Raw genomic sequence first — 19,557 nt, forward strand, 5'->3', positions numbered from 1 at the left:
GGTCTGGCCAGACAAGAAACTGGGAGCCGATGGGCACTGTGATGTTGAACCCGGATCGGCAGCAGCAGACCGAGAAAAGAGCGGCATAGTTAGACGGCGACGCGACAACAACCTTGAAAAACGCCGTAAGTAAATGACACCAATTCTTGAGGCTGTGCGTCGTTCAAGTGGATGGCGTGGGGAACCTGGAGGTTGATGTGGGCGATTTTTGCGCCGGCAATGTGGATTTTGAAGTACTTGTCCTGTGTTCCAGCGGGTGAGGTTCGGTAGAAGAAGAGGGTGCAGTCCAGCACTTCACGCTCATGAAGTGCGGCGGACAGTAGTGGTGAGGATTTGTCGATGTTCTTGGTGATCATGATCGGCAAGTGCTTGCCACGGTCGGCAGTGACGCCGCCGTTATTGCCGGTGGTCATGTTGTGGGAATAGGCCAGGACCATGATTTCGTCGAGGTGGCCTAACTGACATTTGTTGCCGATTGAGTTTGTGTCGGAGCAACCGGCGGAGATCAAGCCTTGACGGTTTCCGGTAATGCTCATGTAGCTGTGGTTGGCCATGGAAGCTCTGCCTTATTGACTGGGAAACTCTTGTTTGAAGAGTAACCGTCAACTAAAGCCGGGACAGTGAGGCGCTGGTTCGCTATTGGTGAAGTTCAGACGCGTCTTACAAGGGGCGCGGAAGTCAGGAGGTGATTATTCCCAAGTGCCAACGACGTTATCGCTGGTTGGATGACCGGGCGTTTATGAAGTTGGCACTTTGGCAATGTGTTGGTTATCAGGCTGGCGCGTCGAAACCTCGCTGCTCGATTACCCGAAACACATCACTCACGTCCTGCACCATGATCCTGGCGATGTTGGTCACAGTGTTGATGTCATGTTCGGCGTAATCGGGGAGGCTGGTGCAGGCGATGAGGTCAAGGTATTTGAGGACGGCGTTGAGGCGTTCGGCGAGGCAGGCGTGGAGTTCACGCAATGGGGCATCGGCGTCGATCAGGAGGACAGGGTGGTCGGTGGCGGGGTGGGACATGTGCGCGTAGTGGTGGAGCGGTGTTTGCGTCGTCATGGTGTTAATCCTTGGCAAAGAGGAATTGCCACCATTGTGCTGCGAAACAAAAGGGTGGCAGCTATGCGTGGGTTCGCAGACCGGAGGATAAACACCATGACCCGGCAGACCCGGAGGTCTCCCACGCACAACCGCCATAAAACGTGGACAGCCGGGAGTCGGCCGAACTTGACGGAACAAGGTGTCAATCTTAAGGGCTGCGAAACCCTATCGCTAATTTAGTTAGCGACGACACCACTCTAGTCAGCCATTTCAGCCACCACAACCGACCTGTAGGACGCCAACCCAACCCTGTGGCGAAGGAGCTTGCTCCCGCTCGGCGACGCAGTCGGCGTATTCCGGCGCATGCGGTGGACCTGGAGAAAAGGACTGGCCGGTTTTGGGTCTGCTTCGCAGCCCAGCGGGAGCAAGCTCCCTCGCCACAGGTGGTGTTTTCCTACGCGTTTTTCAGACTCAAAAATCTGCGCGGATCTTATTTGCCTGTTTGAACTTTCCTAAAAAGCGATGTCAATTTGATGGCGTGTCGCGACGCTCATTGAGAATGGATCAAGCAGTGCCAGGCTGATTCCTGGCAACCCAGGGAAGTGTGAGATGAAACTGATTTTTGCGATGTTATTGATGTTCAGCGGTTACACGTTTGCCAGTTGTTCCAGCATCAGTGACAGCGATCAACGCAACTATTGCCAGGCCACGCAGGAAGGCAGTACCTGCTCCTCGATCCGGGATAGTGATTTGCGAGCGTCCTGTGAAGCCGAGAAGGGCAGTACCTGTTCGAGCATTCACGACAGCGACCAGCGTGCTTACTGCGAGGCGAAAAAGGGCAGCACATGTTCCAGCATTCATGATTCGGATTTGCGCGCAATGTGTGAGGCTGAGAAAGGCAGTACCTGCTCCAGCATCCATGACAGCGATCAGCGTGCATTTTGTGAGGCGAAGAAGGGCAGCACGTGTTCGAGCATCCATGATTCTGACCTGCGCAATCAGTGCGAAGCCATGACGCGCTGATCTGGTTTTGATTGCATCAACCAGTGCCAGGCTGTTTCCTGGCAACCCAAGGAAGTGTGAGATGAAGTTGATTCTTGCAATGTTATTGATGTTCAGCGGTTACGTTTCTGCCAGTTGTGCCAGCATCAGTGATCCTGTTAAACGCAACTATTGCCAGGCCACGCAGGAAGGCAGCAGTTGTTATTCCATCGACAATTACGATTTGCGCACGGCCTGCGAAGCGGAGAAGGGCGGTTCATGCGCTGGTATCGAGGATCGTGACCAGCGCGCCTATTGCGACGCCAAGAAAGGCGCTAGTTGTTATTCCATCGACAATTACGATTTGCGTACGGCCTGCGAAGCGGAGAAAGGCGGTTCATGTGCCAGCATCGGGGATCGTGATCAGCGCGCCTTCTGCGAAGCGAAGCAGGGCAGTAGCTGTGCGAGCATCGGCAATGGGGACCTGCGCAACCAGTGCGAAGCCATGAAACGTTGACTGATCTGTTTGCTCCAAAGGCAAAAAAGGGACACCCAATGGTGTCCCTTTTTCATGTGCGTAAACCTTCAACGTCATGCGACGTACATGAACGCCGATGCCCCGGCGGGCATCGGCGTTTTTGCATTGGAAACGTCAGACAGCCTTGCTCAGCAGCGCTGCAAACTTGCGCTTGGCATCTTCCACTGCATCGGCAATGTCACGGGCGGCATTGCTTGATTCGGCACGGTAGCTGTCGGTCAGGCTTTGCATCTCGGTCTGGAAGCTCAGGGTCGCATCGGCAAGTGCACGAACCGAATCGACCCTGATGGTCGAGCCGTAGCTGGCTTTGACCGCCGCTTCGATCTGTTGATTGCCGGCAGAGCCCAACGCCTCGAGCCCTTTGCTGACGCCTTCGGTGGTGGCATTGAGTGTGTGGGTCGCTTCGGCCAGGCCGCTGTTGCTGGTGAAGGATACGGCGAGGCCGGTCAGTACCACTTCGTTGGTGGAGAAGAACGAGACCATGCGCTGGTACTGGCGCTCCTTGATCACATGCACCTGATTGATCCGGGCAAACACCATTTCAGCGGTGTTGTACCCGACCTTGAGGTCATCGGCGATGTCTTTGACGATCTGGTAGCGCTTGTCTTCATCCTGCAGGGCGCGAACGGCTTCATCGCGTTGCAACTCCAGGCTGGCGCGCCGGGCCGGCTCGGCGGTGTCGGCAGCGGTGACCTGAGCGCCGGCGTTGTTCAGCGCCTGAGTGCGTTGCTCTAGCGCCTTGCCGGCCACTGCCAAAACTTGCTGGGCGTCGACTTCGGCGGCTTTCATTGCCATCCGGAAATCCATGTACGCCTCAAGCACCACGCTTTCCCGGGTAATCTGGTCATTGGCCGATTTGCACACCTGCAAGTAGCTCTCGCGGATGTCATTGAAGCGGCTGGGAATCGATCCGCGGCGCAGGTTCATCCAGCTCAGCTTGAGTTTTTCCAGGGTGTCGAGGCGGCCGTCGTCCATCCATTCGGCCATGGCAGAAGCGTCTTCACGGATCGAGCTGAAGCGCTGAGTGATGTCCATGATGCGCGTGGAAATGTCCATGCCTTCAATCTGCTCGCGGACCATGCTGTTGAACGCGGTCGACTGCTGCAGTACCGAAGCGATGGCGGTGACTTTGCTGTTGTCGTACTGAGCAACGCGCTCGAGCAGTACCAGCACCGGTGCATCGTGAACGGGTTGAAACAGGTTGATGCCAATCGTGCGCAGACCAGTGAGTGCCCGTTCGAGGTAGTTGGTCATCGAGTGTCCTTACGTGGTGTCGTCTGTTCTGGGTGTGGGCAGGCATTAACGCTCAGCGGGCGGCTTGCCGTGCAGCTCTTCATTGCGCGCCTGCATCGCCAGCAGCATCAACTCGTTCTGGCGATTGCCAGCGTAGTTGATGCGTTTGGCTAGCAGGCCGTCGAGCCAGCGCTGGAAAAAACCGAACGCGTATTGGTCGGTGCCATAGGCCCGATCACGCAGGAAGACATAGGCTTCGTTTTCACTGTAGGCGCGCAGTTTTTCCCTGCATTCCTGGCGGATGTCTTCGTAGTCTTTGGCACTGTGCGCCGGCGTCTGTCTGGCGGTCGATGACGCCTGGTTCTGGGTGGTTGAGGTCATTGCACTACCTGTTGAGTCGCGGTCAAGGGAAGAAATTGCAGGCTGAAGGTCGGGCTGGTCAATACAGCGACCAATAGCCTGCTGCCCTGAGTTTTTGTCGTGTCTGAGTGATTTTTGTCTCGGCGGCGTTCGAGTTTCCGTTTTTCAGGTCGGCTTCGATTTCCTGCAGGCGCGACTGCAAGGATTCGCGTAGTTCTGCTGGAAACTCTTTGCGCTCAATCCGTGCCCGCAAGCCTTGGAAGCGACTGGTCTGCAAGTCCAACAGACTGGTGTCGCCGAACAGGTCACGCGACAGCTCCGAGTAAGCGGCATACGCCGTCCCCTGATTGTCATCCATGTTTTTCAGCGCCTGATCAATCTCGGCCAGGCGTTCATCGAGGTTGCTCGATTGGGCAATGGCGGCGGCACGTTTCGGATCCTTCAGTAATTCCTGGACCTTTCGGCGTGTGCCGAGAATACCGCTGGCGCGCTGGATGTCTTGCTCAGCCGCGTAGGTGTCCCGATTCAATTGCAGACGTTGCCGGTCAAGGTCGTTGATCTGCGAGTCCAAGGCCAGAACGTTATCGCGGGTTACCGGGGTGTTACTGCTGATATCGGTCTGCAGGTCGCGAGCCGGGAGTTTCTGTTCGGCACGCTGGAGCAGGCGGGTCGCTGTCTCGTCCGGCTGTTGTGCGTTTTCGCGCTGAACCTTTGCGAACAGCGTCCGGAGCTTCTCAAGCGCTGTGTTCTGATCGCGCAGACTGCCGGACAAGCCATGTGCAGCTAATTTGACTTCAAGAATCTTCAGATCGTCCCCGCCGGAAGCCCACTGCTTTTGCAACAGCACGCCAACCCCCAGCACGACGCCCAGCAGGAGCAGGATCCCGAACCGAGGCAGCATGCGTCGGACGCGGCCGGCCAGCGCCTGCCGACTAACCAACGTCCTGATCAGCCACGAGCTGACAAGATGGGTTGGCGGCGTTTCGAGGATCAAACGGCGGGCAAAGAACTGATGCACGCCCTGTTCGATCAGGTCGTCGTCCACGGGCAGGTCCTGGCTCAGGTAATAGGCACGGATGCGCTCGGCGATCTCTGCGCGGCGGCGGGGCAGGTCGAGGTGCTCCTGGACCAGTTTGCGCTGATACCGCAGTTCGTCGATCAGGGCTACGACCGTCATTTGTTCCGAGAGTGAAATGCTGCGCATCAGGTGTCCTTTCGTGAGGGTGGCCAGGCAGTCGGTGGTTTATTGACCGATGCCATACAGCTCATCGTCGATATCTCGGAACGTGGAGAGCGCATCGCCGTAAGTCTTCTCGTTGTTGATGCGCTCAAGCTGTTGCCCGAGCAGTGTCAGTCGCTGTTTCAGACTGCTGGATTGTTCGATCCTGGCGACATTCTTCGGGTCCTGGCGGATGTCACGCAGGGTCTGGCGCATCCAGATGATTGCACCGGCATACTTCATGTCGTTGTAGATTAGGTCAGAGTCGGTGTCGAACCGCCGTTGCTGCGCGTTGAATGTCATGAACTGCGATTCCACCAGGTCCAGATTGTCTTTGGTGATTTTTATATCCACACCAAGGTCCGTGCGGAAAGCGCTGGTTGGCATTCTGGACTGCGCATGCTGGAGCAAACGGCCGATGTTCGCGCTCGGGTGTTCGGCGTTGCTCTTGCGCAACACCGCGAGACGTTTGGTTATTGACTGCACTTGCTTGTTCAACTCGAAGCTTTTGTCGCGCATCGCCCAGGCATTTTTGACGATGTTGTCAACTCTCCCGGCATCCTTATAGTGGTGATTCGCCCACAGGATCAGCGCACTGGATAACAGGATCAGCAGAATGAGTGGTGCCAGGCGTATGTCTGCCGGTTTGACGCTCGCCGGCGAAGCGCCGCGGCGGTTGAGCCACTTGACCAACCACGTATTGAATCCATTGAGTGCCGGGATCTCCAGCATCAGGCGATGGGCGAAAAACTGCCGCACACCCTGTTCGATCAATTTGTCATCGAACTCGATGGCGTTGCTGATGTAGTAGGCGCGGATGCGCTCGGCGATGTCCGCGCGACGGCTGGGCAAGTCCAGATGATCCTGAATCTGCTTTTGCTCATGGCGCAGCTTGTCGATGAACGCCATCGCCTTCAGTTGCTCGGAGAGTGCGGTGCTGCTCATGGGGGGCGTCCTTTTCAATCTGTCATTCTCCCGAACCACCCCAGCGGCGCCAGTAGCCTGCATCTTTCATCGAACTGATCAGATGATTGATTTTTCGCTCGGCGGCCATCGAGTCACCGACTTCCAGGAGCTGGTGGATGACTTCGACTTTTCTGCGCAACTGGGTCCGGATTTCATCCGGTACCCAGCGGGAGGTGATGCGCTCTTTCAGCGAGCGGTAGCGCATGGACTGCAGTTTGAGCATGTCTTGTTCATCGTTCCAGAGATCGCCACGCAGATCGTTGTACGCCGCTTGTGCATCCTGGTTACTGTCGTAGCCGTTGACTTGCTTGAGCAACTGGTCGACTTCCGCCAGGCGCTGGTCCAGATTGCTGGAGTGGGCAATCCCGAGGGCAAATTTCGGGTCTTGCAGCATTGCTTTAAGGTCATTGCGAGTGTCGAGGATACGTCCGGCATACTTCACATTGCCTTCAACTTCGTACAGAGACCGGTTGACTGCATACCGGCTCTCCTTGAGTTCTTTGACCCGGATTTCGATCGCGGCTGCGTTTGCTGATGTGACGGGTTCGGAAAGACCGATAGACGTGCGTACGTCGGTAGCCGGCAGCGCGCTTCGGGCGCGCTTCAGCAATACGCTGGCCTGCGGGTCCGGTTGTTCGGCCAGCCTGCGAGCCAGGGCCTCTACGGCGCCACGCTGCTTGTCCACCTCCTGGAACAGCTTTTTGCGATCATCGCGGACAATCGCGGCGTCGGTGCTGACCTCGCTCACTTCGGCCGGGCTGTAAACCGTCGGGCTGGTGAATTTGTAGACCGCGAAGGCAATGACCAATAGCACCATGGCAGAGGTTCGCAGCATTTTGATCACACCGGAGCGCCGGACTAACGAGTTGATCAGCCAGGTGTCGATTGCACCCACGGGCGGCATTTCCAGCAGCAGACGACGCGCGAACACCTGACGCACGCCTTGTTCGATCAGGTTGTCGTCGAACACGATGTTGTGGTTCTGGTAATAGGTGCGAATGTGCTCGGCAATTTCGGCTCGGCGTCGCGGCAGATCGAGGTGTTCCTGAACCTGTTTCTGCTGATGGCGCAACTCATCGACCAAGGCCATTGCGCCCATTTGTTCGGAGAGTGGAATACTGCTCATCGGTGTCCTTTCCAGGTTGAGGCGTGATGCGGGGCAAGCATGGCGGGGGAGTATACCGAGCGGTCAATCCCGAGTGCCCGCCTCGTGCCAGAGGCGTGCAAACATTACTCGCGAGATGACCGGGCCGGAACGACTATTGGGGGCAGTGGCGTCGGTGGCACCCATCAGCCATTGGTCGTGGCTCTGCAGTCTCTGCGCATGTCATCGTTTTTGATGTTTTGGCAGCCACCCCGACCTTGTTGTGCCCTGCACAAGTTACGCAGGTCATCGTCGTGAATGTTCGTGCAGCTGTCGATGCCTCTCTTGCCTTTGCAGAGATTGCGCTGATCATCGTCGCGGATGTTCCCACAGCTATCGCTACCTTCAGCTTCGGATTTGCAGGCGTTGCGCATGTCATCATTTTTGATGTTCTGGCAGCCATCCCAGCCTTCCTTGGCCTTGCAATAGTTGCGTTGGTCATCGTCTTTGATGTTTTCACAACCGGCGTGCGCGTAGCCGCTCAACATCAATAACATCACGAGAATCAGTCTCATCGGGGGTACTTCCATGATTGTCAGGAAACAACCTGACGCTGAGTGATGCCGCATGACCAAAGATAAATGGCGATATCGCATTGACATCATTTTAAAGAAAAGTTCATGGACGGCCTATGTGCAGGGCGGAAATTTTTAAGCGTGATCGGACATTGATTGTCCCGATTCGGCTTATTTTTGATTTGCCATGGCGAGGTGAATCCGTGATGGTATGCAGGAAACAGTTTGTAACGCCCCGCCACGGATGGATCCGCGCATGATCGAAATCGGCAGCCGCAACAACGCCCCCACGTCGCAGCACCCAACCCACGACGTCTACATTTTCAACATCGACCTGTCCCGAGCGGCCACGCCTTTCTGCTTCGAACAGTCGACGGCCGGAGGGCATGGTGGGCAGGGCGGTGCGCGCTGGTTGGCGCTGTATGAGCTGGAGGCCTGGCCCGGTGAGTGGCGTGAGCATTTGAAGAAGGCTGATTGTGCCTGGGTCGCTGAGTTGATCGATGCACATCCTGGTGCGGACCAGGCGACGTTAGTTGGCATGATTCTCAAGCAACACGCCGAGCCGGTCGGTCGGTTGAAAGCGATTGGCGGCTGGCTCAAACGCAACATCCACGTTGGCGGCCGTTACGGCGTCTAACCCGAGGAAATCCCCATGACCCAGACACTCGAACGCGCCATCGCCATCGCCGCCACCGCGCACACCGGGCAGGTGGACAAGGGCGGGGCACCGTACATTCTGCATCCGCTGAAGGTAATGCTGCGCATGACCACGCTGGAAGAACGCATCGTCGCGGTGCTGCACGATGTGGTCGAGGATTGCGATATCAGCCTTGATGATTTGCGCAAGGAAGGCTTCAGCGAGGAGGTGCTGACGGCTATTGCGTCGGTAACCAAAGTACCGGGTGAGTCCTATGAGGATTTTGTCGATCGCGCGGCGCAGAACCCGATTGGCCGGGTGGTGAAACTGGCGGATCTGGAAGAGAACAGCGATTTGTCGCGGATTGCCTCGCCGAGCTGGGAGGATTTGGAACGGATCGAGAAGTACCGGCGCGCGATTGGACGGTTGCGCGCTTAAGCCAGTTGAATTGCCAGGAAGGCGAATATGAAATCCATTCTGTGTTTGTTGGTCGCCGCCGGTTTTGGCGCGGTGTTGCAATCCCTCGGTGTGCCTCATGGTTTGCTGTTGGGTTCGATCCTTGTCACGGCACTGGTCGTCACTAAATCAGGCTTCGTACCCGCAACGCCTTATGGTTTGGGTTACATCCAGGTCACCCTGGGCATCGCCACCGGGCTGATGTTCGAAGCGTGGGACAGTGCGACGGCGTCGACCATGTTGCCCAGCCTTGGCGTGTTGCTGCTGTGCCTGACGGTGCAGATTGCCCTGGCCGGTTGGTGGCTGACGCGTGGGGCAGGGTGGAATCGCACCGATGCGCTGCTGGCGGTGTATCCGGGGGCGCTGGCGGCGGTGTTTGATCTGCTGGAGTCGGAGAAGGCGTCGAGCAAGGTGATCATCGTGCATCTGATGCGGTTACTGCTGATCACGGTGTTGGTGAGCTTTTTGATTCCGGGGCAGGTGTCGGTGGCTGCTGTTGATAGCGATCCGTTGATCACCGGCATGGCGTTGACGGTTTGCTCGGTAATCGGCTTGAGCGTCGTGCTCGGTCGATTGCTGCTGGTGATCGGCGTGCCGGCGCCCTTCATGCTCACGGCGATCATCATCACCGCAGTCTTTGTAAAAGCAGGCTGGTTGCACGGTTTTCACATGCCCGACTGGAGCTTGAATCTGGCGGCACTGATTCTCGGTGTGCGGATCGGCTCGCGGTTTCAGGGGTTGGGCGTCAGGGAGTTGGGCCTGCATGGCCGCACGGCGCTGGTCTCGGTCGGGTTGATTATTGTGGTGGCGGCGGTGTTTGCAGAGGTAGCGGCGCGGTGGTTGGGCAGCGATCCGTTGTCGCTATGGCTGGCGTACATGCCGGGGGCGATCGAGACGATTGCGATTGTCGCGTTTGCCGGTGGGCTGAACGTGGTGTTTATCCTCACTCACCACTTGGCGCGGATGGTGCTGCTGCATTTTGCGCCGGCGTTGTGGGTGCAGGTGCGGCGAGTACGGGAGGGGGCCTGAACGAATCAATCGTCGCCGTACATCAACTCCAGTTGTTCTATCCACGCGGCGCTGGCATTGAATCTTGCGTAATAGCGCTGTTTTTCAGCGTCACTCAAACACGTAAAAAACGGCAGGAAATAACGCTCGTTTTAGAACCCTTGGGCTCCTGTATCCGGCAAAAAGTGGCTTTGCCTCAGGCTTGATGAGCGCGGCAATTCGGCTGAGTAAACGACGCATCGAGATCCGTGATCGGCAAAATTGGGGGTGTCGGGATGGTATCCATAACGGCGAGTGCGAGCCACTGATTCCATAACGGTGAGGTCAGTATCCTCTCCTCTTAAGCATTCTTCCTCGAGCACATTGAACTACACTCCCGGACTACCCCGCCTCGCAGCCAACCCCAGGCCCCGCCGGAGGTAATCGTGATTCGCATAGCGTTCATCCCACTCGTGATCGCTGCCATCTTCACCACTCAAGCCAGCGCCGAATCCGTCGTCCCGCTCAAGGGCCAGACCTCGCAACAAACCCAGATCGATATCAACGACTGCCGCTCCATTGCCTCGACCTCGACGACATCAGCCCCGCAAACCGGCGGTCGTCTGAAGGACGCAGCCGTGGGTGCTGCGGCCGGTGCAACAGCGGCTGAGGTGCGCGGCCGCCAGCACGACGAGTTCTACGATGCGGTCGACGATGATCGTCAGCAGGATTACCGGCAAAACCGCGCCGGGCAATCGGCTGCCGCCGGCGCTGTAGTCGGTGGCGCACGGCAGCGCGCACAGAGCAAAACCGATGCGGCAGCCAGTTCCAGTGCTTACACGGGGTGTCTGCAGGGGCGCGGCTATCAGATCACACCTTGACGCTGAGGCTTGTGCGCTACGAGCAGGTGCATCATCAATGCGCTGTAGAGCGTCACCAGGATGAACAGGCCCATACGTACCGCGAAGGCGCTGTAGACGTCTTTGCCTGCCGCGCTGTCCTGCACCGATTGGCCGAGCAGGATGATCATCGTCACCAGGGTGTTGAGCCAGAAACCGGGGCTGAACGTTGTCGGGCCCAGGCGATAGAGCTTGCGCGCCAGCCATAGCCCGAACAGCAGCGTCCAAAGAAAGAACATCCACACATGCACGAACAGGCTCAAACCACACCAGAGCAGCACAGCCAGCAAGCCTCCAAGCAGGGTCGAGCCGAGCAGTTCGCGCCCGGCGTGGCGGGTGTTGGGGGTAGAGGTTTGTTGGCCGAGACTGACGGCTTTGAGGATGATCGGCAGGTAGCTGGCCGGGTCGCTCAAGGCCAGTAAAAACGTCGGCATGACGATCAGGGTGGCGCGCAGCGCCACGCGCGGGACTTCGTCGTCGGGCAAGGTGGGCGGTTTGGGTGGAGCGGGGCTGTCGGGTCGTTCCGCAAACACCGCGTGGCTGACACCGACCACCGCGACGGCCAGTAACAAGCCTTTGACCAGCGCGCCAATCACCGCCATCGCCAGATCGAATTCGGCAAACCCGGCGGCGCAGATCATGGTCATGCCGATCACCAGAAAGGTCACGATCAACGGATTGCCGCCACGCAGACCGAAGCGAAATACCAGAAACAAACCGAGGCCGATCAACAGCACGCCGCTCATCGGGTAATAACGCAGCAAGGGCACCAGCAGCAGGCCGATACTCGTCGTCAGCGCAGCAACTAACGCCAGCACCAATGCGCCTCTCAGTGGCAATGGCCGAGGCAAACTGGCCAGCAATAGCGCCGTCAGTACCGGTGAAATAAACGCCAGCGGCAAGGCCAACGCATAACTGGCGGCGGTGCACAGCGCCGTGCCGAACGCCAGGCGCAAGGCCCGTTGCGCCGGGACGCTGCGCTCAGTAGGCATACGACAGCCAGCTCATCAGGCCGACAAACAGCCGCCCCAGCGGATTGAGCGGATTGCCTTCAGTGGGGAAGGCCATGACTTCCGCCTGGCCACCGGCACGGATCGCGCGGCTGTCGATCAGGTGTTTCTTTGCCTCTTCAGAGAACTCGATGATCACCGGGAAACGTTGCGCCGGGCGCAGCCAGTCGCGGCTGTTCCGAATGCTCGGCAGGGTGCCGGGCGCGGGTGTCTGGCCGACGCTCACGCCATAACCGACGCTGCGCACGCGACCGTCGAGGACTTCACCGGGCAATGCGTCAAGGACGATGGCGACCGGGGTTCCGGGTTGCACATGACCGAGATTGTTTTCAGTCAGGTCGGCGCTGATCCATACGTCGTGGATGGCGATCAAGGTCATCAACGGACTGCCGGCAGCGGTGAACTGGCCGACGTCGGTGCGCAGGTCGGTGATCAAACCTGCAGAGCGTGCGCCGATGCGGGTGTTAGACAAATCCAGTTCAGCTTTGGCCAATGCAGAAGCTGCGCTGCGCAACTGTGCGTTAGTGTCCGTGCTACCACCTTCCTGTTCCTGCGCACGTTGCACTTCGGCGCGGGCGGCGGCGACTTGGGCCACGGCTTGCTCACGGTTGGCCCGCGACACTTCCAGAAGCCGCACGGAGACAGTGCCCGGATCCTGTTTGTACAAGCCCTCGAGCCGCTGATTGTCCTGCCGCGCCTTGAGTTCGTTGGCTTGCGCTGCTCGTAACGAAGCCTGCGCCGAGGCGATGCCAGCGGTGCTGGCGCCGACCTGACGACGGGTCGACTCCAGATCGGCTTTCGCCCGATCCACGGCGATTTGCAGCGGCTGCGGGTCGAGTTCGAAAAGGATATCGCCGGCCTTCACGTCCTGATTGTTGCGTACATTGACCTTGATCACCCGCCCCGCGACTTCCGCCGCCACCGGAATCACGAACGCACCGACCCGCGCCTGCTGGGTGTAGGGCGTGTAGCGGTCGGCGAGCAGGTACCAGGCCAGGCTCAGTACGATCAGCAACAACACCCAGCGGATGCCTTTTTTTGCAGGATCAGCCTGGGCAGGCGCGGGGGCCGGGGCGGGTGGCGCGGCTTCAGTCATGACGGGTTACCTGCGATGGAAGGGGATACGCCGGTCGGTCGGGCGGCGCGCTGAGCAAATCGCCCCAATTAGTGCGTTGTTGCATCTGTTGCCGTGTCGGCTCATCGACCTGCGGCGCGTTGCTTTGCCAGCCGCCGCCGAGGGCTTTGTACAGGGCGATCAGGTTGCTCACGGCGTTGCTGCGGCTGACCAGATAGTTGTCTTGCAATTCGAGCAGGGCGCGTTGCGCGTCGAGCACCCGCTGAAAGTCGGAATAACCCTCGCGGTATTGGGTGTTGGCCAGCACCAGCGAACGTCGCGCAGCGCCTTCGGCCTGGCGCAGAATGCGTTCGCGCTCCAGCGCTTTGCTCAAGCCGCTGGCAGCATCGTCGGCTTCGCGCGCAGCTTGGCGGACCTTGTCGCGATAGGCTTCGATCAACTGCTGCAAACGCGCGTCCTGCACCCGTATGTTGTTACGGATGCGGCCGTAATCGAAGATGTTCCAGCGCAGGCTCGGGCCGCCGATCAGGTCGAGACTGCGCGGGGTGGCGCCGAGGGTATCGCTGGACCAGACGATGCTGCCGAGCAAGGTCAGCGACGGGTACAGATCGGTTTCGGCGACACCGACCAGCGCCGATTGCGCGGCGACATTCAGTTCTGCCGCGCGTATGTCCGGACGACGCAGCAGCAGATTGGCCGGGACGTCTTGCAGCACGGCGCGATCCAGCAAGGGAATCAGCCCTGGTTGTTCGGCCAGCAACGCCGCGCCACCGGGTGGCTGACCGACCAGCACGGCCAAGGCGTTGCGGGTGCGCAGAACTTGATCTTCGAATGCGGGGAGGCTGCTCAGCGTGCCGAGGTACTGGGTTTTCGCCTGTTGCAGATCGAGTTCGGCGGTCTGGCCGCTGTTGAAGAGTTTTTCGGTGATTTCGAAATTGCGCTTCTGCTGGGCAGCGTTTTCCCGGGCAACGCGCAGGCGTGCTTCGGTGGTGCGCAGGGAGAAATAGGTGTCGGCGACTTGCGCGCGCAGCAGCACGAGGGCGTCTTGGTAGTTGGCCTGGGCAGCGAAGTAGCTGGCGTCGGACGACTCGATGGCTCGGCTGAAACGGCCCCAGAAATCCAGCTCCCAACCGACATCGAACGCGGCGCTGTGTTGCCAGAAATGCAGATCCTGTGGGTTGTTGCCCCCGGACTGATGGCGGTCGACGTACAAGCTGTCGACGCCGACCTGTTGCAGTTGCGGGTAGCGACCGCTCTCGGCGATGTTCAGTTGCGCGCGGGCTTCGAGCACCCGCAAGCCGGCGATTTTCAGACTGCTATTGTGCGCATCGGCTTCGGCAATCAGGCGATCGAGTACGGGGTCGGCGAACACTTGCCACCATTGGCGCAGATCCGGCTCGGCGGCACGTTCGCTGGCTTGTTCCAGCGCCACGCTGTTCCATTGCTTGCTCCACGTCTCGGCGGGCGGCTGGAAATCCGGCCCCAGGCGCACGCAGCCGCTCAAACTCAAGGCGACAAGCAACAACAGATGACCGGGCCGCGTCAGCAGAGCTGTTGTCCAAGGCATTGCGTTATGTCCCTGACCCGCAAGTATCAGTGGAGCATAGACGACGAACTGCAAGTTGTTCGGGCGAATCTGCTGCTACGCTTTTCGGGCATCAGCCCCCACCCAAACAGGTACGAGACCATGGAAACTGCCCAAGATCCGGTGACACCGGGCCACGCCACCTGGCGCTTCAAAGTCGGTGTCGGGATCATCTGCCTGATGCTCGGCTCGTGGCTGATGGTGCCGCTGGCCGCCGCCCTCGATGTACCCGGCTCGAAGGTCGCGGCGCTGACCGGCGTGCTGTTCATCAGTAACAAGGTGTTGTTGCTGCTGGTCATCGCGGTGATGGGCAAGGCGGGGTTCGCTGAACTCAAGCGCACGATTGGCCGGCATGTCTCGGGGATGCTGCCGACGCCTGTCGCGGAAGTCTCGCCGCTGCGGCATCGGGTGGGCGTGGTGATGTTTTGCCTGCCGTTGCTGACGTCGTTTCTGGAACCGTATTTCGACAACTTCTGGCCGGGGTTGCGGCCCAATCTGTGGCAACTGCAATTGTTGGGCGACTTGATGTTTATTGGCAGCTTTTTTGTGCTGGGCGGGAATTTCTGGGAGAAGGCGCATGCGTTGTTTGTGCGCAAGGCGCGGGTGGTGGTTGCTGATTAAGATCAAAAGATCGCAGCCTGCGGCAACTCCTGCGTTGGGATTGCGTACCCCCGGTAAGAGCTACTGCAGGCTGCGATCTTTTTGGGCTTAACGAATGTGTGCGGCGAAACCTTCACTGTCCGGGGCAATGGCATCTTTGAGCGTCAACGCCGGAATCTCGTAATCCCCTGCATTCTGATGTCGAAACGCAATTGGCCGCGTGCTCCACAACTCATCCAGACGCCGTCCCAGTTCATCAGTCGTCTGGGCATACCGCGCTTCATCCATGCGACTGGTGCGGTAAATCAGGAACGGCGGCAGCACCTCAAAACCGGGGTAGTGCAGAATCCCGTGCTGGATCGGAAACAGCAGATCATCCATCGGCCCATTGATCCCGCGCGGGCTGTAATGCGATTCCCAGCCACCGGTGGTGACCATCAACATCGCCCGTTTGCCTTTCATCTTCCCTTCGCCATAACGCTCGCCCCAACGACTGTCGGAGTGTTCACCCACACCGTAGGCAAACCCGTAGGCGTAAACCCGATCGACCCAGCCCTTGAGGATCGCCGGCATCGTGAACCACCACAGCGGGAATTGCAGGATCAGCGCGTCGGCCCACAGCAGTTTTTCCTGCTCGCGGGCGATGTCGGCGGCTTGTGTGCCTTGGGCGTAGGCGCGTTTCGAATCGAGGGAGGCGTGGAACGGCTGGTTTTTATCGCGCTCTGGGGCGTCGTCGGCGTCGAGGGTGGCTTTCCAGTTCATCGCGTAAAGGTCGGAAACCTGCACGCTGTGACCGGCGGCTTCGAGGCGCTGGACGGTGAAGTCCCTGAGCGAGCCATTGAGGGAGGTGGGTTCGGGATGGGCGTAGACCAATAGCACTTTCATGGGGGAACTCCGTGGCTGAATGGCAGCAGGATCGGCGTTCCACAGGTATATTGGAAATGAATGTCTGATATGTCTGGTATAGCCATGAATAATTTGAGACGGCTGGATATCAATCTGCTGTTGACCCTCGACGTGTTGCTGTCCGAGCACAACGTCACCCGCGCGGCGCAACGGTTGAACCTCTCGCAGCCTTCGGTGAGCGTTCATTTGGCCAAGCTTCGTGACATCTTTGGCGATCCGCTGTTGCTCCCCGGCCCACGCGGCATGCGTCCGACGGCGCGGGCCGATGAGTTGCGCGAGCCTTTGCGCGAGGCGCTGCAAGCACTGGAACGGGCGGTGGCGCCGGCTGCTGCGTTCGACCCCGCACTGGCGACCCAGACCTGGAAAGTCGCGGCGACGGATTACGGCGAATCTACCGTTCTCCTGCCAGCCCTGAGTGGTTTGCGTACGCAGGCACCGGGCACTCGGCTGGCGGTTATCGACCTGATGCCAGCGCAATTGGTCAAGCAAGCGGAGCAGGGCGTGTTCGATCTGGCGCTGCACATCACCGAAGACGCGCCGCTGGACCTGCATCAACGGGTGCTGTTTACCGAGCGTTACGTGTTGGCCGGGCGTCTCGGGCATCCCGGTTTGACCGGTAAACCGAGCCGCGATGAGTTCTGCGCACTGGAACACGTGCTGGTGTCGCGTGAAGGCGGGGGCTTTTTCGGGGTGACTGACAAGGTGCTGGCCGACGTGGGGCTGTCGCGCAAAGTGGTGCTGTCGGTGCCGCACTTTTTGATGGTCATGGCGGTGCTGGCGAGCACCGATCTGGTGGCGATGCTACCGTCACGGCTGGTGCGCGGTAACCCGGCACTGCAAGTGGTCGAGGCACCGCTGCAGGTGCCGGGCTACGAAATGGCGATGTTCTGGGGCGAGCGACTGCACCGTGATCCCGCGCACAAGTGGTTTCGCGAGCATCTGGCAGCGTCGGTTTGATGCCTCAGGCGTGACCCAAGGCAACCGCGAAAGACACGACGATCATGCAAGCGAAAGCGAAGTTGAGATTCATAAGGTGTTCATCCTGAAGCCTGTTGAGTGTGGGGCCATTCTGAACAGGCGCAATGCAAAGAAATAATTCGGCGTGTTGATTCCAATGATCGAAACTATTGATACCCGTCTGTTTGTGTTTGCCCGGGGCTTTGGCTAATCTCGGTTAAAACCTGCAATTACAAGCATAAACAGGCATAACCATGCACGATCATTCGGTCACCGAACTCCCATCCCTGCGTCGGCAGAAAATCCTCCTGATCCTCGAACGCGACGGCAAGGTCATGGCGTCCGAGTTGAGCCAGCACTTCGCTGTGTCCGAAGACACCATCCGCCGCGACCTCGCCGAACTGGATAATGCCGGCCTGGTGCAACGGGTACACGGCGGTGCTTTGCCAAGGCCGAAGGACACCGGCAAGGACTACTTCACCCGCATCAGTGAAACCGATGAGGTAAAGACGCGCCTGGCGCAGCTTGCCGCCGGGCGGGTGAAGGAAGGTCAGATTGTGCTGTTCGACTCTGGCACCACCACGTTGCAGATTGCGCGGTCATTGCCAGCGGATATCCGCATCACAGCGGTGACCACCTCGCCGATGACCGCCATCACTCTCGCCGAATACAAGGGCATCAAGGTGATTCTGGCGGGCGGGCAGTTGAACCTGGCGACCATGTCGGTCAGCGGTTACGAAACTGTGCGTCTGCTGCAAAGCATCAAGGCTGACCTGCTGTTTACCGGGGTGTGCGCGATTCATCCGGAGGTGGGACTGAGTTCGCTGTATTTCGATGAAGTGCCGGTGAAACAGGCGCTGTTCGAAAGCGCCGCGCAGGTGATCGCGGTGACCACGGCGGACAAGCTGGGCGCGGTTGAGCCGTTTGTGGTGACGCCGTGCACGCGGGTGCATACGTTGATTACCGAGCAGCATCTGGCGTCGGGAAGTGTCGAGGATTACCGGCGCTTGGGGATTGAGGTGGAGCAGTTGCCCGATTGAGATTTGTATAGCGGCTCAGGGCCTCATCGCAGCAGGCTCACTCCTACAGTTGGAATGCATTCCCCTTGTAGGAGTGAGCCTGCTCGCGATGGGGTCAGTCCAGTCAACGCAACTTTTCAAGCATCTGGTAATACCACATCCCCGCCGCCAACAACGGGTTACCCAGCAAATCCCCCATCGGCACGCGAATGTGCTGGCACGCGGCAAACGTATCGAACTGCTCCATCTGCCCGGTGATCGCCCGGCTCATGATTTCGCCCATGATGTGGGTGGTGGCGATGCCATGCCCGGAGTAGCCCTGGCAGTACCAGACGTTGTCCGAGAGTTTGCCCAGTTGCGGGATGCGGTTGATGACGATACCCATCGCGCAGCTCCACTGGTAATCGATCTGCACGCCTTTGAGCGCCGGGAAGGTCTGCTCGATGCACGGGCGCAGTTCGGCGGCGATGTCGCGTGAATCCTTGCCGCTGTAGTTGGCGCCGCCGCCGAACAGTAAGCGGCCGTCGGCGGTCAGGCGATAGTAGTCGAGGACGAAGCGGCAGTCGTAAACCGCGAGGTCTTCGGGGTTGATCTGTTTGGCCAGATCGCCCAGCGGCGCGGTGGTGACGATGCCGCCCATGGCCGGAAAAATCTTGCCCTTGAGCTGGCCCGGTTCGAGTTTGTGGTAGACGTCACCGGCGAGCATCACTTGATTGGCGTCGATCTGGCCTTGGGCGGTTCTCACACCTGGCGTAGCGCCGTGAATGATCTCCAGCACTTCGCTGTTTTCGAAGATCAGCGCCCCGAGACTTTCCGCCGCTCGCGCTTCGCCGATGCACAGGTTGAGCGGGTGCAGATGCAGGTTGCGGGTGTTCTTGATCGCCCCGTGATAGAGGTCGCTTTGCAGCAAGTCGCGCACCTGGCTGCGGTCGAGCAGGCTGACTTCATCACCCAGGCCGCGGCGCACGGCTTCTTCGTAATCGTTGCGCAGACCGGTCATGTGGCTGGGCTTGTACGCCGCGTGCAAATGGCCGTGTTTGAGATCGCACTGGATGGCATATTTCTCGACACGCTGCTGGATGATTTCATGCCCGCGCCAGCGCAGGTGCCAGATGAAATCATCGACCTCGTCGCCGAGTTTCGGACGCATCTGTTTGCGCATCGCACCGTCGCCGGAGAGGCTGCCGGTGACTTGCCCGCCGTTGCGCCCGGTGGCACCCCAGCCGATTTTGTGGCTTTCGACGATGGCGACTTTCAGGCCTTTTTCGGCCAGTTCGACGGCGCTGGCGACGCCGGTGAAACCACCGCCGATGATCACCACATCGACCTTGTGCCGGCCTTGCAGGGTCGGGTAGTCGGTGTCGCGGTTGAGGGTTGCGGTGTAGTAGGAGTTGCTGCGTTCAGTCATGTCGGTATCCAAGGCAAAAAG

Annotated in this window: 22 protein-coding genes; 10 read left to right on the forward strand and 12 right to left on the reverse strand. The window is 59.2% G+C overall.

Translation table 11 applies throughout. The features are described 5' to 3' along the window. Positions 1–89: 89 nt before the first annotated feature. Together AACY18_RS21865 and AACY18_RS21870 are read right to left on the reverse strand one after the other, a co-directional pair. Positions 90–554: an Hcp family type VI secretion system effector gene (locus AACY18_RS21865; RefSeq protein ID WP_339466089.1), complete on the reverse strand. Its 465-nt coding sequence runs from the start codon at positions 552–554 to the stop codon at positions 90–92. Between the two features lie 217 nt (positions 555–771). Beyond that, positions 772–1,059, reverse strand: a complete 288-nt coding sequence (locus AACY18_RS21870; protein WP_221733884.1) for a fructose-bisphosphate aldolase — start codon at positions 1,057–1,059, stop codon at positions 772–774. Between the two features lie 591 nt (positions 1,060–1,650). On the opposite strand from AACY18_RS21870, the gene AACY18_RS21875 reads away from it, so the two are divergent. Both AACY18_RS21875 and AACY18_RS21880 read left to right on the forward strand, forming a co-directional pair. Further along, positions 1,651–2,064: a hypothetical protein gene (locus AACY18_RS21875; RefSeq protein ID WP_339466091.1), complete on the forward strand. Its 414-nt coding sequence runs from the start codon at positions 1,651–1,653 to the stop codon at positions 2,062–2,064. Positions 2,065–2,125: 61 nt separating this feature from the next. Next, positions 2,126–2,539: a hypothetical protein gene (locus tag AACY18_RS21880; protein WP_339433251.1), complete on the forward strand. Its 414-nt coding sequence runs from the start codon at positions 2,126–2,128 to the stop codon at positions 2,537–2,539. A 135-nt stretch (positions 2,540–2,674) separates the two neighbouring features. On the opposite strand, the gene AACY18_RS21885 is transcribed toward AACY18_RS21880, so the two are convergent. From AACY18_RS21885 to AACY18_RS21905, 5 genes are read right to left on the reverse strand one after another with little or no spacing between them, the layout of a single operon-like run. Further along, on the reverse strand, positions 2,675–3,814 hold the full coding sequence (locus tag AACY18_RS21885) for a merozoite surface protein 3b (RefSeq protein ID WP_339466093.1): 1,140 nt from the start codon (positions 3,812–3,814) through the stop codon (positions 2,675–2,677). A gap of 45 nt (positions 3,815–3,859) precedes the next feature. Next, positions 3,860–4,174: a hypothetical protein gene (locus tag AACY18_RS21890; RefSeq protein ID WP_221733880.1), complete on the reverse strand. Its 315-nt coding sequence runs from the start codon at positions 4,172–4,174 to the stop codon at positions 3,860–3,862. Positions 4,175–4,232: 58 nt separating this feature from the next. After that, positions 4,233–5,357, reverse strand: a complete 1,125-nt coding sequence (locus AACY18_RS21895; protein WP_339466094.1) for a DUF6384 family protein — start codon at positions 5,355–5,357, stop codon at positions 4,233–4,235. A 39-nt stretch (positions 5,358–5,396) separates the two neighbouring features. Further along, the gene (locus tag AACY18_RS21900) at positions 5,397–6,317 is read right to left on the reverse strand and encodes a DUF6384 family protein (RefSeq protein ID WP_339433248.1); all 921 of its coding nucleotides are present in this window, start codon (positions 6,315–6,317) and stop codon (positions 5,397–5,399) included. Positions 6,318–6,339: 22 nt separating this feature from the next. After that, on the reverse strand, positions 6,340–7,464 hold the full coding sequence (locus AACY18_RS21905) for a DUF6384 family protein (RefSeq protein ID WP_339433247.1): 1,125 nt from the start codon (positions 7,462–7,464) through the stop codon (positions 6,340–6,342). Between the two features lie 272 nt (positions 7,465–7,736). Between AACY18_RS21905 and AACY18_RS21910 the strand changes: the two genes are divergently transcribed. The 5 genes from AACY18_RS21910 to AACY18_RS21930 all read left to right on the forward strand — a co-directional run bounded on the left by AACY18_RS21910 (position 7,737) and on the right by AACY18_RS21930 (position 10,958). Further along, entirely contained in the window at positions 7,737–7,976 is a 240-nt protein-coding gene (locus AACY18_RS21910) for a hypothetical protein (protein WP_339433246.1), read from the forward strand. A 277-nt stretch (positions 7,977–8,253) separates the two neighbouring features. Beyond that, positions 8,254–8,634 carry a hypothetical protein gene (locus AACY18_RS21915; RefSeq protein WP_221733875.1) on the forward strand — a complete coding sequence of 127 codons (381 nt, stop codon included), beginning with the start codon at positions 8,254–8,256 and terminating at the stop codon, positions 8,632–8,634. Between the two features lie 15 nt (positions 8,635–8,649). Beyond that, positions 8,650–9,072, forward strand: a complete 423-nt coding sequence (locus AACY18_RS21920; RefSeq protein ID WP_339433245.1) for an HD domain-containing protein — start codon at positions 8,650–8,652, stop codon at positions 9,070–9,072. A 27-nt stretch (positions 9,073–9,099) separates the two neighbouring features. Then, on the forward strand, positions 9,100–10,119 hold the full coding sequence (locus tag AACY18_RS21925; protein WP_339466096.1) for an AbrB family transcriptional regulator: 1,020 nt from the start codon (positions 9,100–9,102) through the stop codon (positions 10,117–10,119). Positions 10,120–10,523: 404 nt separating this feature from the next. Next, the gene (locus tag AACY18_RS21930) at positions 10,524–10,958 is read left to right on the forward strand and encodes a hypothetical protein (protein WP_339466097.1); all 435 of its coding nucleotides are present in this window, start codon (positions 10,524–10,526) and stop codon (positions 10,956–10,958) included. Here the strand turns inward: AACY18_RS21930 and AACY18_RS21935 are convergent. The 3 genes from AACY18_RS21935 to AACY18_RS21945 are packed head-to-tail and all read right to left on the reverse strand — an operon-like array spanning position 10,943 to position 14,628. After that, the gene (locus tag AACY18_RS21935) at positions 10,943–11,968 is read right to left on the reverse strand and encodes a DUF2955 domain-containing protein (protein ID WP_339466098.1); all 1,026 of its coding nucleotides are present in this window, start codon (positions 11,966–11,968) and stop codon (positions 10,943–10,945) included. The genes AACY18_RS21930 and AACY18_RS21935 overlap by 16 nt on opposite strands. Beyond that, complete coding sequence (locus AACY18_RS21940; RefSeq protein ID WP_339433241.1) at positions 11,958–13,082, reverse strand: HlyD family secretion protein; 1,125 nt, start codon at positions 13,080–13,082, stop codon at positions 11,958–11,960. The genes AACY18_RS21935 and AACY18_RS21940 overlap by 11 nt, the downstream gene beginning before the upstream one ends. Beyond that, the gene (locus AACY18_RS21945) at positions 13,075–14,628 is read right to left on the reverse strand and encodes a TolC family protein (RefSeq protein ID WP_339466099.1); all 1,554 of its coding nucleotides are present in this window, start codon (positions 14,626–14,628) and stop codon (positions 13,075–13,077) included. Before AACY18_RS21945 ends, AACY18_RS21940 begins: the two co-directional genes overlap by 8 nt. A 120-nt stretch (positions 14,629–14,748) precedes the next feature. On the opposite strand from AACY18_RS21945, the gene AACY18_RS21950 reads away from it, so the two are divergent. Next, positions 14,749–15,267 (forward strand): transporter suffix domain-containing protein, encoded by a 519-nt coding sequence (locus AACY18_RS21950; RefSeq protein ID WP_339433239.1) that lies wholly within the window; start codon positions 14,749–14,751, stop codon positions 15,265–15,267. 87 nt (positions 15,268–15,354) lie between these two features. On the opposite strand, the gene AACY18_RS21955 is transcribed toward AACY18_RS21950, so the two are convergent. Then, complete coding sequence (locus AACY18_RS21955; protein WP_339466101.1) at positions 15,355–16,131, reverse strand: NAD(P)H-dependent oxidoreductase; 777 nt, start codon at positions 16,129–16,131, stop codon at positions 15,355–15,357. Positions 16,132–16,215: 84 nt separating this feature from the next. Between AACY18_RS21955 and AACY18_RS21960 the strand changes: the two genes are divergently transcribed. Beyond that, positions 16,216–17,109 (forward strand): LysR family transcriptional regulator, encoded by an 894-nt coding sequence (locus tag AACY18_RS21960; RefSeq protein ID WP_339466103.1) that lies wholly within the window; start codon positions 16,216–16,218, stop codon positions 17,107–17,109. Positions 17,110–17,363: 254 nt separating this feature from the next. Next, on the forward strand, positions 17,364–18,149 hold the full coding sequence (locus tag AACY18_RS21965; protein WP_339466104.1) for a DeoR/GlpR family DNA-binding transcription regulator: 786 nt from the start codon (positions 17,364–17,366) through the stop codon (positions 18,147–18,149). A 103-nt stretch (positions 18,150–18,252) separates the two neighbouring features. Here AACY18_RS21965 and AACY18_RS21970 read toward each other — a convergent pair whose 3' ends face one another. Further along, entirely contained in the window at positions 18,253–19,536 is a 1,284-nt protein-coding gene (locus AACY18_RS21970; protein WP_339466107.1) for an NAD(P)/FAD-dependent oxidoreductase, read from the reverse strand. Positions 19,537–19,557: the final 21 nt, after the last annotated feature.

The organism is Pseudomonas sp. EA_65y_Pfl2_P74, assembly GCF_963970575.1.
Taxonomy (GTDB): Bacteria; Pseudomonadota; Gammaproteobacteria; order Pseudomonadales; family Pseudomonadaceae; genus Aquipseudomonas; species Aquipseudomonas baetica_A.

What these genes read in the sequence shown, in the direction of transcription:
- AACY18_RS21960 (WP_339466103.1), top strand. Translation starts at nt 16,216, where the DNA reads ATGAATAATTTGAGACGGCTGGATATCAATCTGCTGTTGACCCTCGAC.
- AACY18_RS21925 (WP_339466096.1), top strand. Translation starts at nt 9,100, where the DNA reads ATGAAATCCATTCTGTGTTTGTTGGTCGCCGCCGGTTTTGGCGCGGTG.
- AACY18_RS21885 (WP_339466093.1), bottom strand. Translation starts at nt 3,814, where the DNA reads ATGACCAACTACCTCGAACGGGCACTCACTGGTCTGCGCACGATTGGC.
- AACY18_RS21935 (WP_339466098.1), bottom strand. Translation starts at nt 11,968, where the DNA reads ATGCCTACTGAGCGCAGCGTCCCGGCGCAACGGGCCTTGCGCCTGGCG.
- AACY18_RS21915 (WP_221733875.1), top strand. Translation starts at nt 8,254, where the DNA reads ATGATCGAAATCGGCAGCCGCAACAACGCCCCCACGTCGCAGCACCCA.
- AACY18_RS21895 (WP_339466094.1), bottom strand. Translation starts at nt 5,357, where the DNA reads ATGCGCAGCATTTCACTCTCGGAACAAATGACGGTCGTAGCCCTGATC.
- AACY18_RS21890 (WP_221733880.1), bottom strand. Translation starts at nt 4,174, where the DNA reads ATGACCTCAACCACCCAGAACCAGGCGTCATCGACCGCCAGACAGACG.
- AACY18_RS21940 (WP_339433241.1), bottom strand. Translation starts at nt 13,082, where the DNA reads ATGACTGAAGCCGCGCCACCCGCCCCGGCCCCCGCGCCTGCCCAGGCT.
- AACY18_RS21950 (WP_339433239.1), top strand. Translation starts at nt 14,749, where the DNA reads ATGGAAACTGCCCAAGATCCGGTGACACCGGGCCACGCCACCTGGCGC.
- AACY18_RS21900 (WP_339433248.1), bottom strand. Translation starts at nt 6,317, where the DNA reads ATGAGCAGCACCGCACTCTCCGAGCAACTGAAGGCGATGGCGTTCATC.
- AACY18_RS21865 (WP_339466089.1), bottom strand. Translation starts at nt 554, where the DNA reads ATGGCCAACCACAGCTACATGAGCATTACCGGAAACCGTCAAGGCTTG.
- AACY18_RS21870 (WP_221733884.1), bottom strand. Translation starts at nt 1,059, where the DNA reads ATGACGACGCAAACACCGCTCCACCACTACGCGCACATGTCCCACCCC.
- AACY18_RS21880 (WP_339433251.1), top strand. Translation starts at nt 2,126, where the DNA reads ATGAAGTTGATTCTTGCAATGTTATTGATGTTCAGCGGTTACGTTTCT.
- AACY18_RS21945 (WP_339466099.1), bottom strand. Translation starts at nt 14,628, where the DNA reads ATGCCTTGGACAACAGCTCTGCTGACGCGGCCCGGTCATCTGTTGTTG.
- AACY18_RS21955 (WP_339466101.1), bottom strand. Translation starts at nt 16,131, where the DNA reads ATGAAAGTGCTATTGGTCTACGCCCATCCCGAACCCACCTCCCTCAAT.
- AACY18_RS21970 (WP_339466107.1), bottom strand. Translation starts at nt 19,536, where the DNA reads ATGACTGAACGCAGCAACTCCTACTACACCGCAACCCTCAACCGCGAC.
- AACY18_RS21920 (WP_339433245.1), top strand. Translation starts at nt 8,650, where the DNA reads ATGACCCAGACACTCGAACGCGCCATCGCCATCGCCGCCACCGCGCAC.
- AACY18_RS21875 (WP_339466091.1), top strand. Translation starts at nt 1,651, where the DNA reads ATGAAACTGATTTTTGCGATGTTATTGATGTTCAGCGGTTACACGTTT.
- AACY18_RS21965 (WP_339466104.1), top strand. Translation starts at nt 17,364, where the DNA reads ATGCACGATCATTCGGTCACCGAACTCCCATCCCTGCGTCGGCAGAAA.
- AACY18_RS21905 (WP_339433247.1), bottom strand. Translation starts at nt 7,464, where the DNA reads ATGAGCAGTATTCCACTCTCCGAACAAATGGGCGCAATGGCCTTGGTC.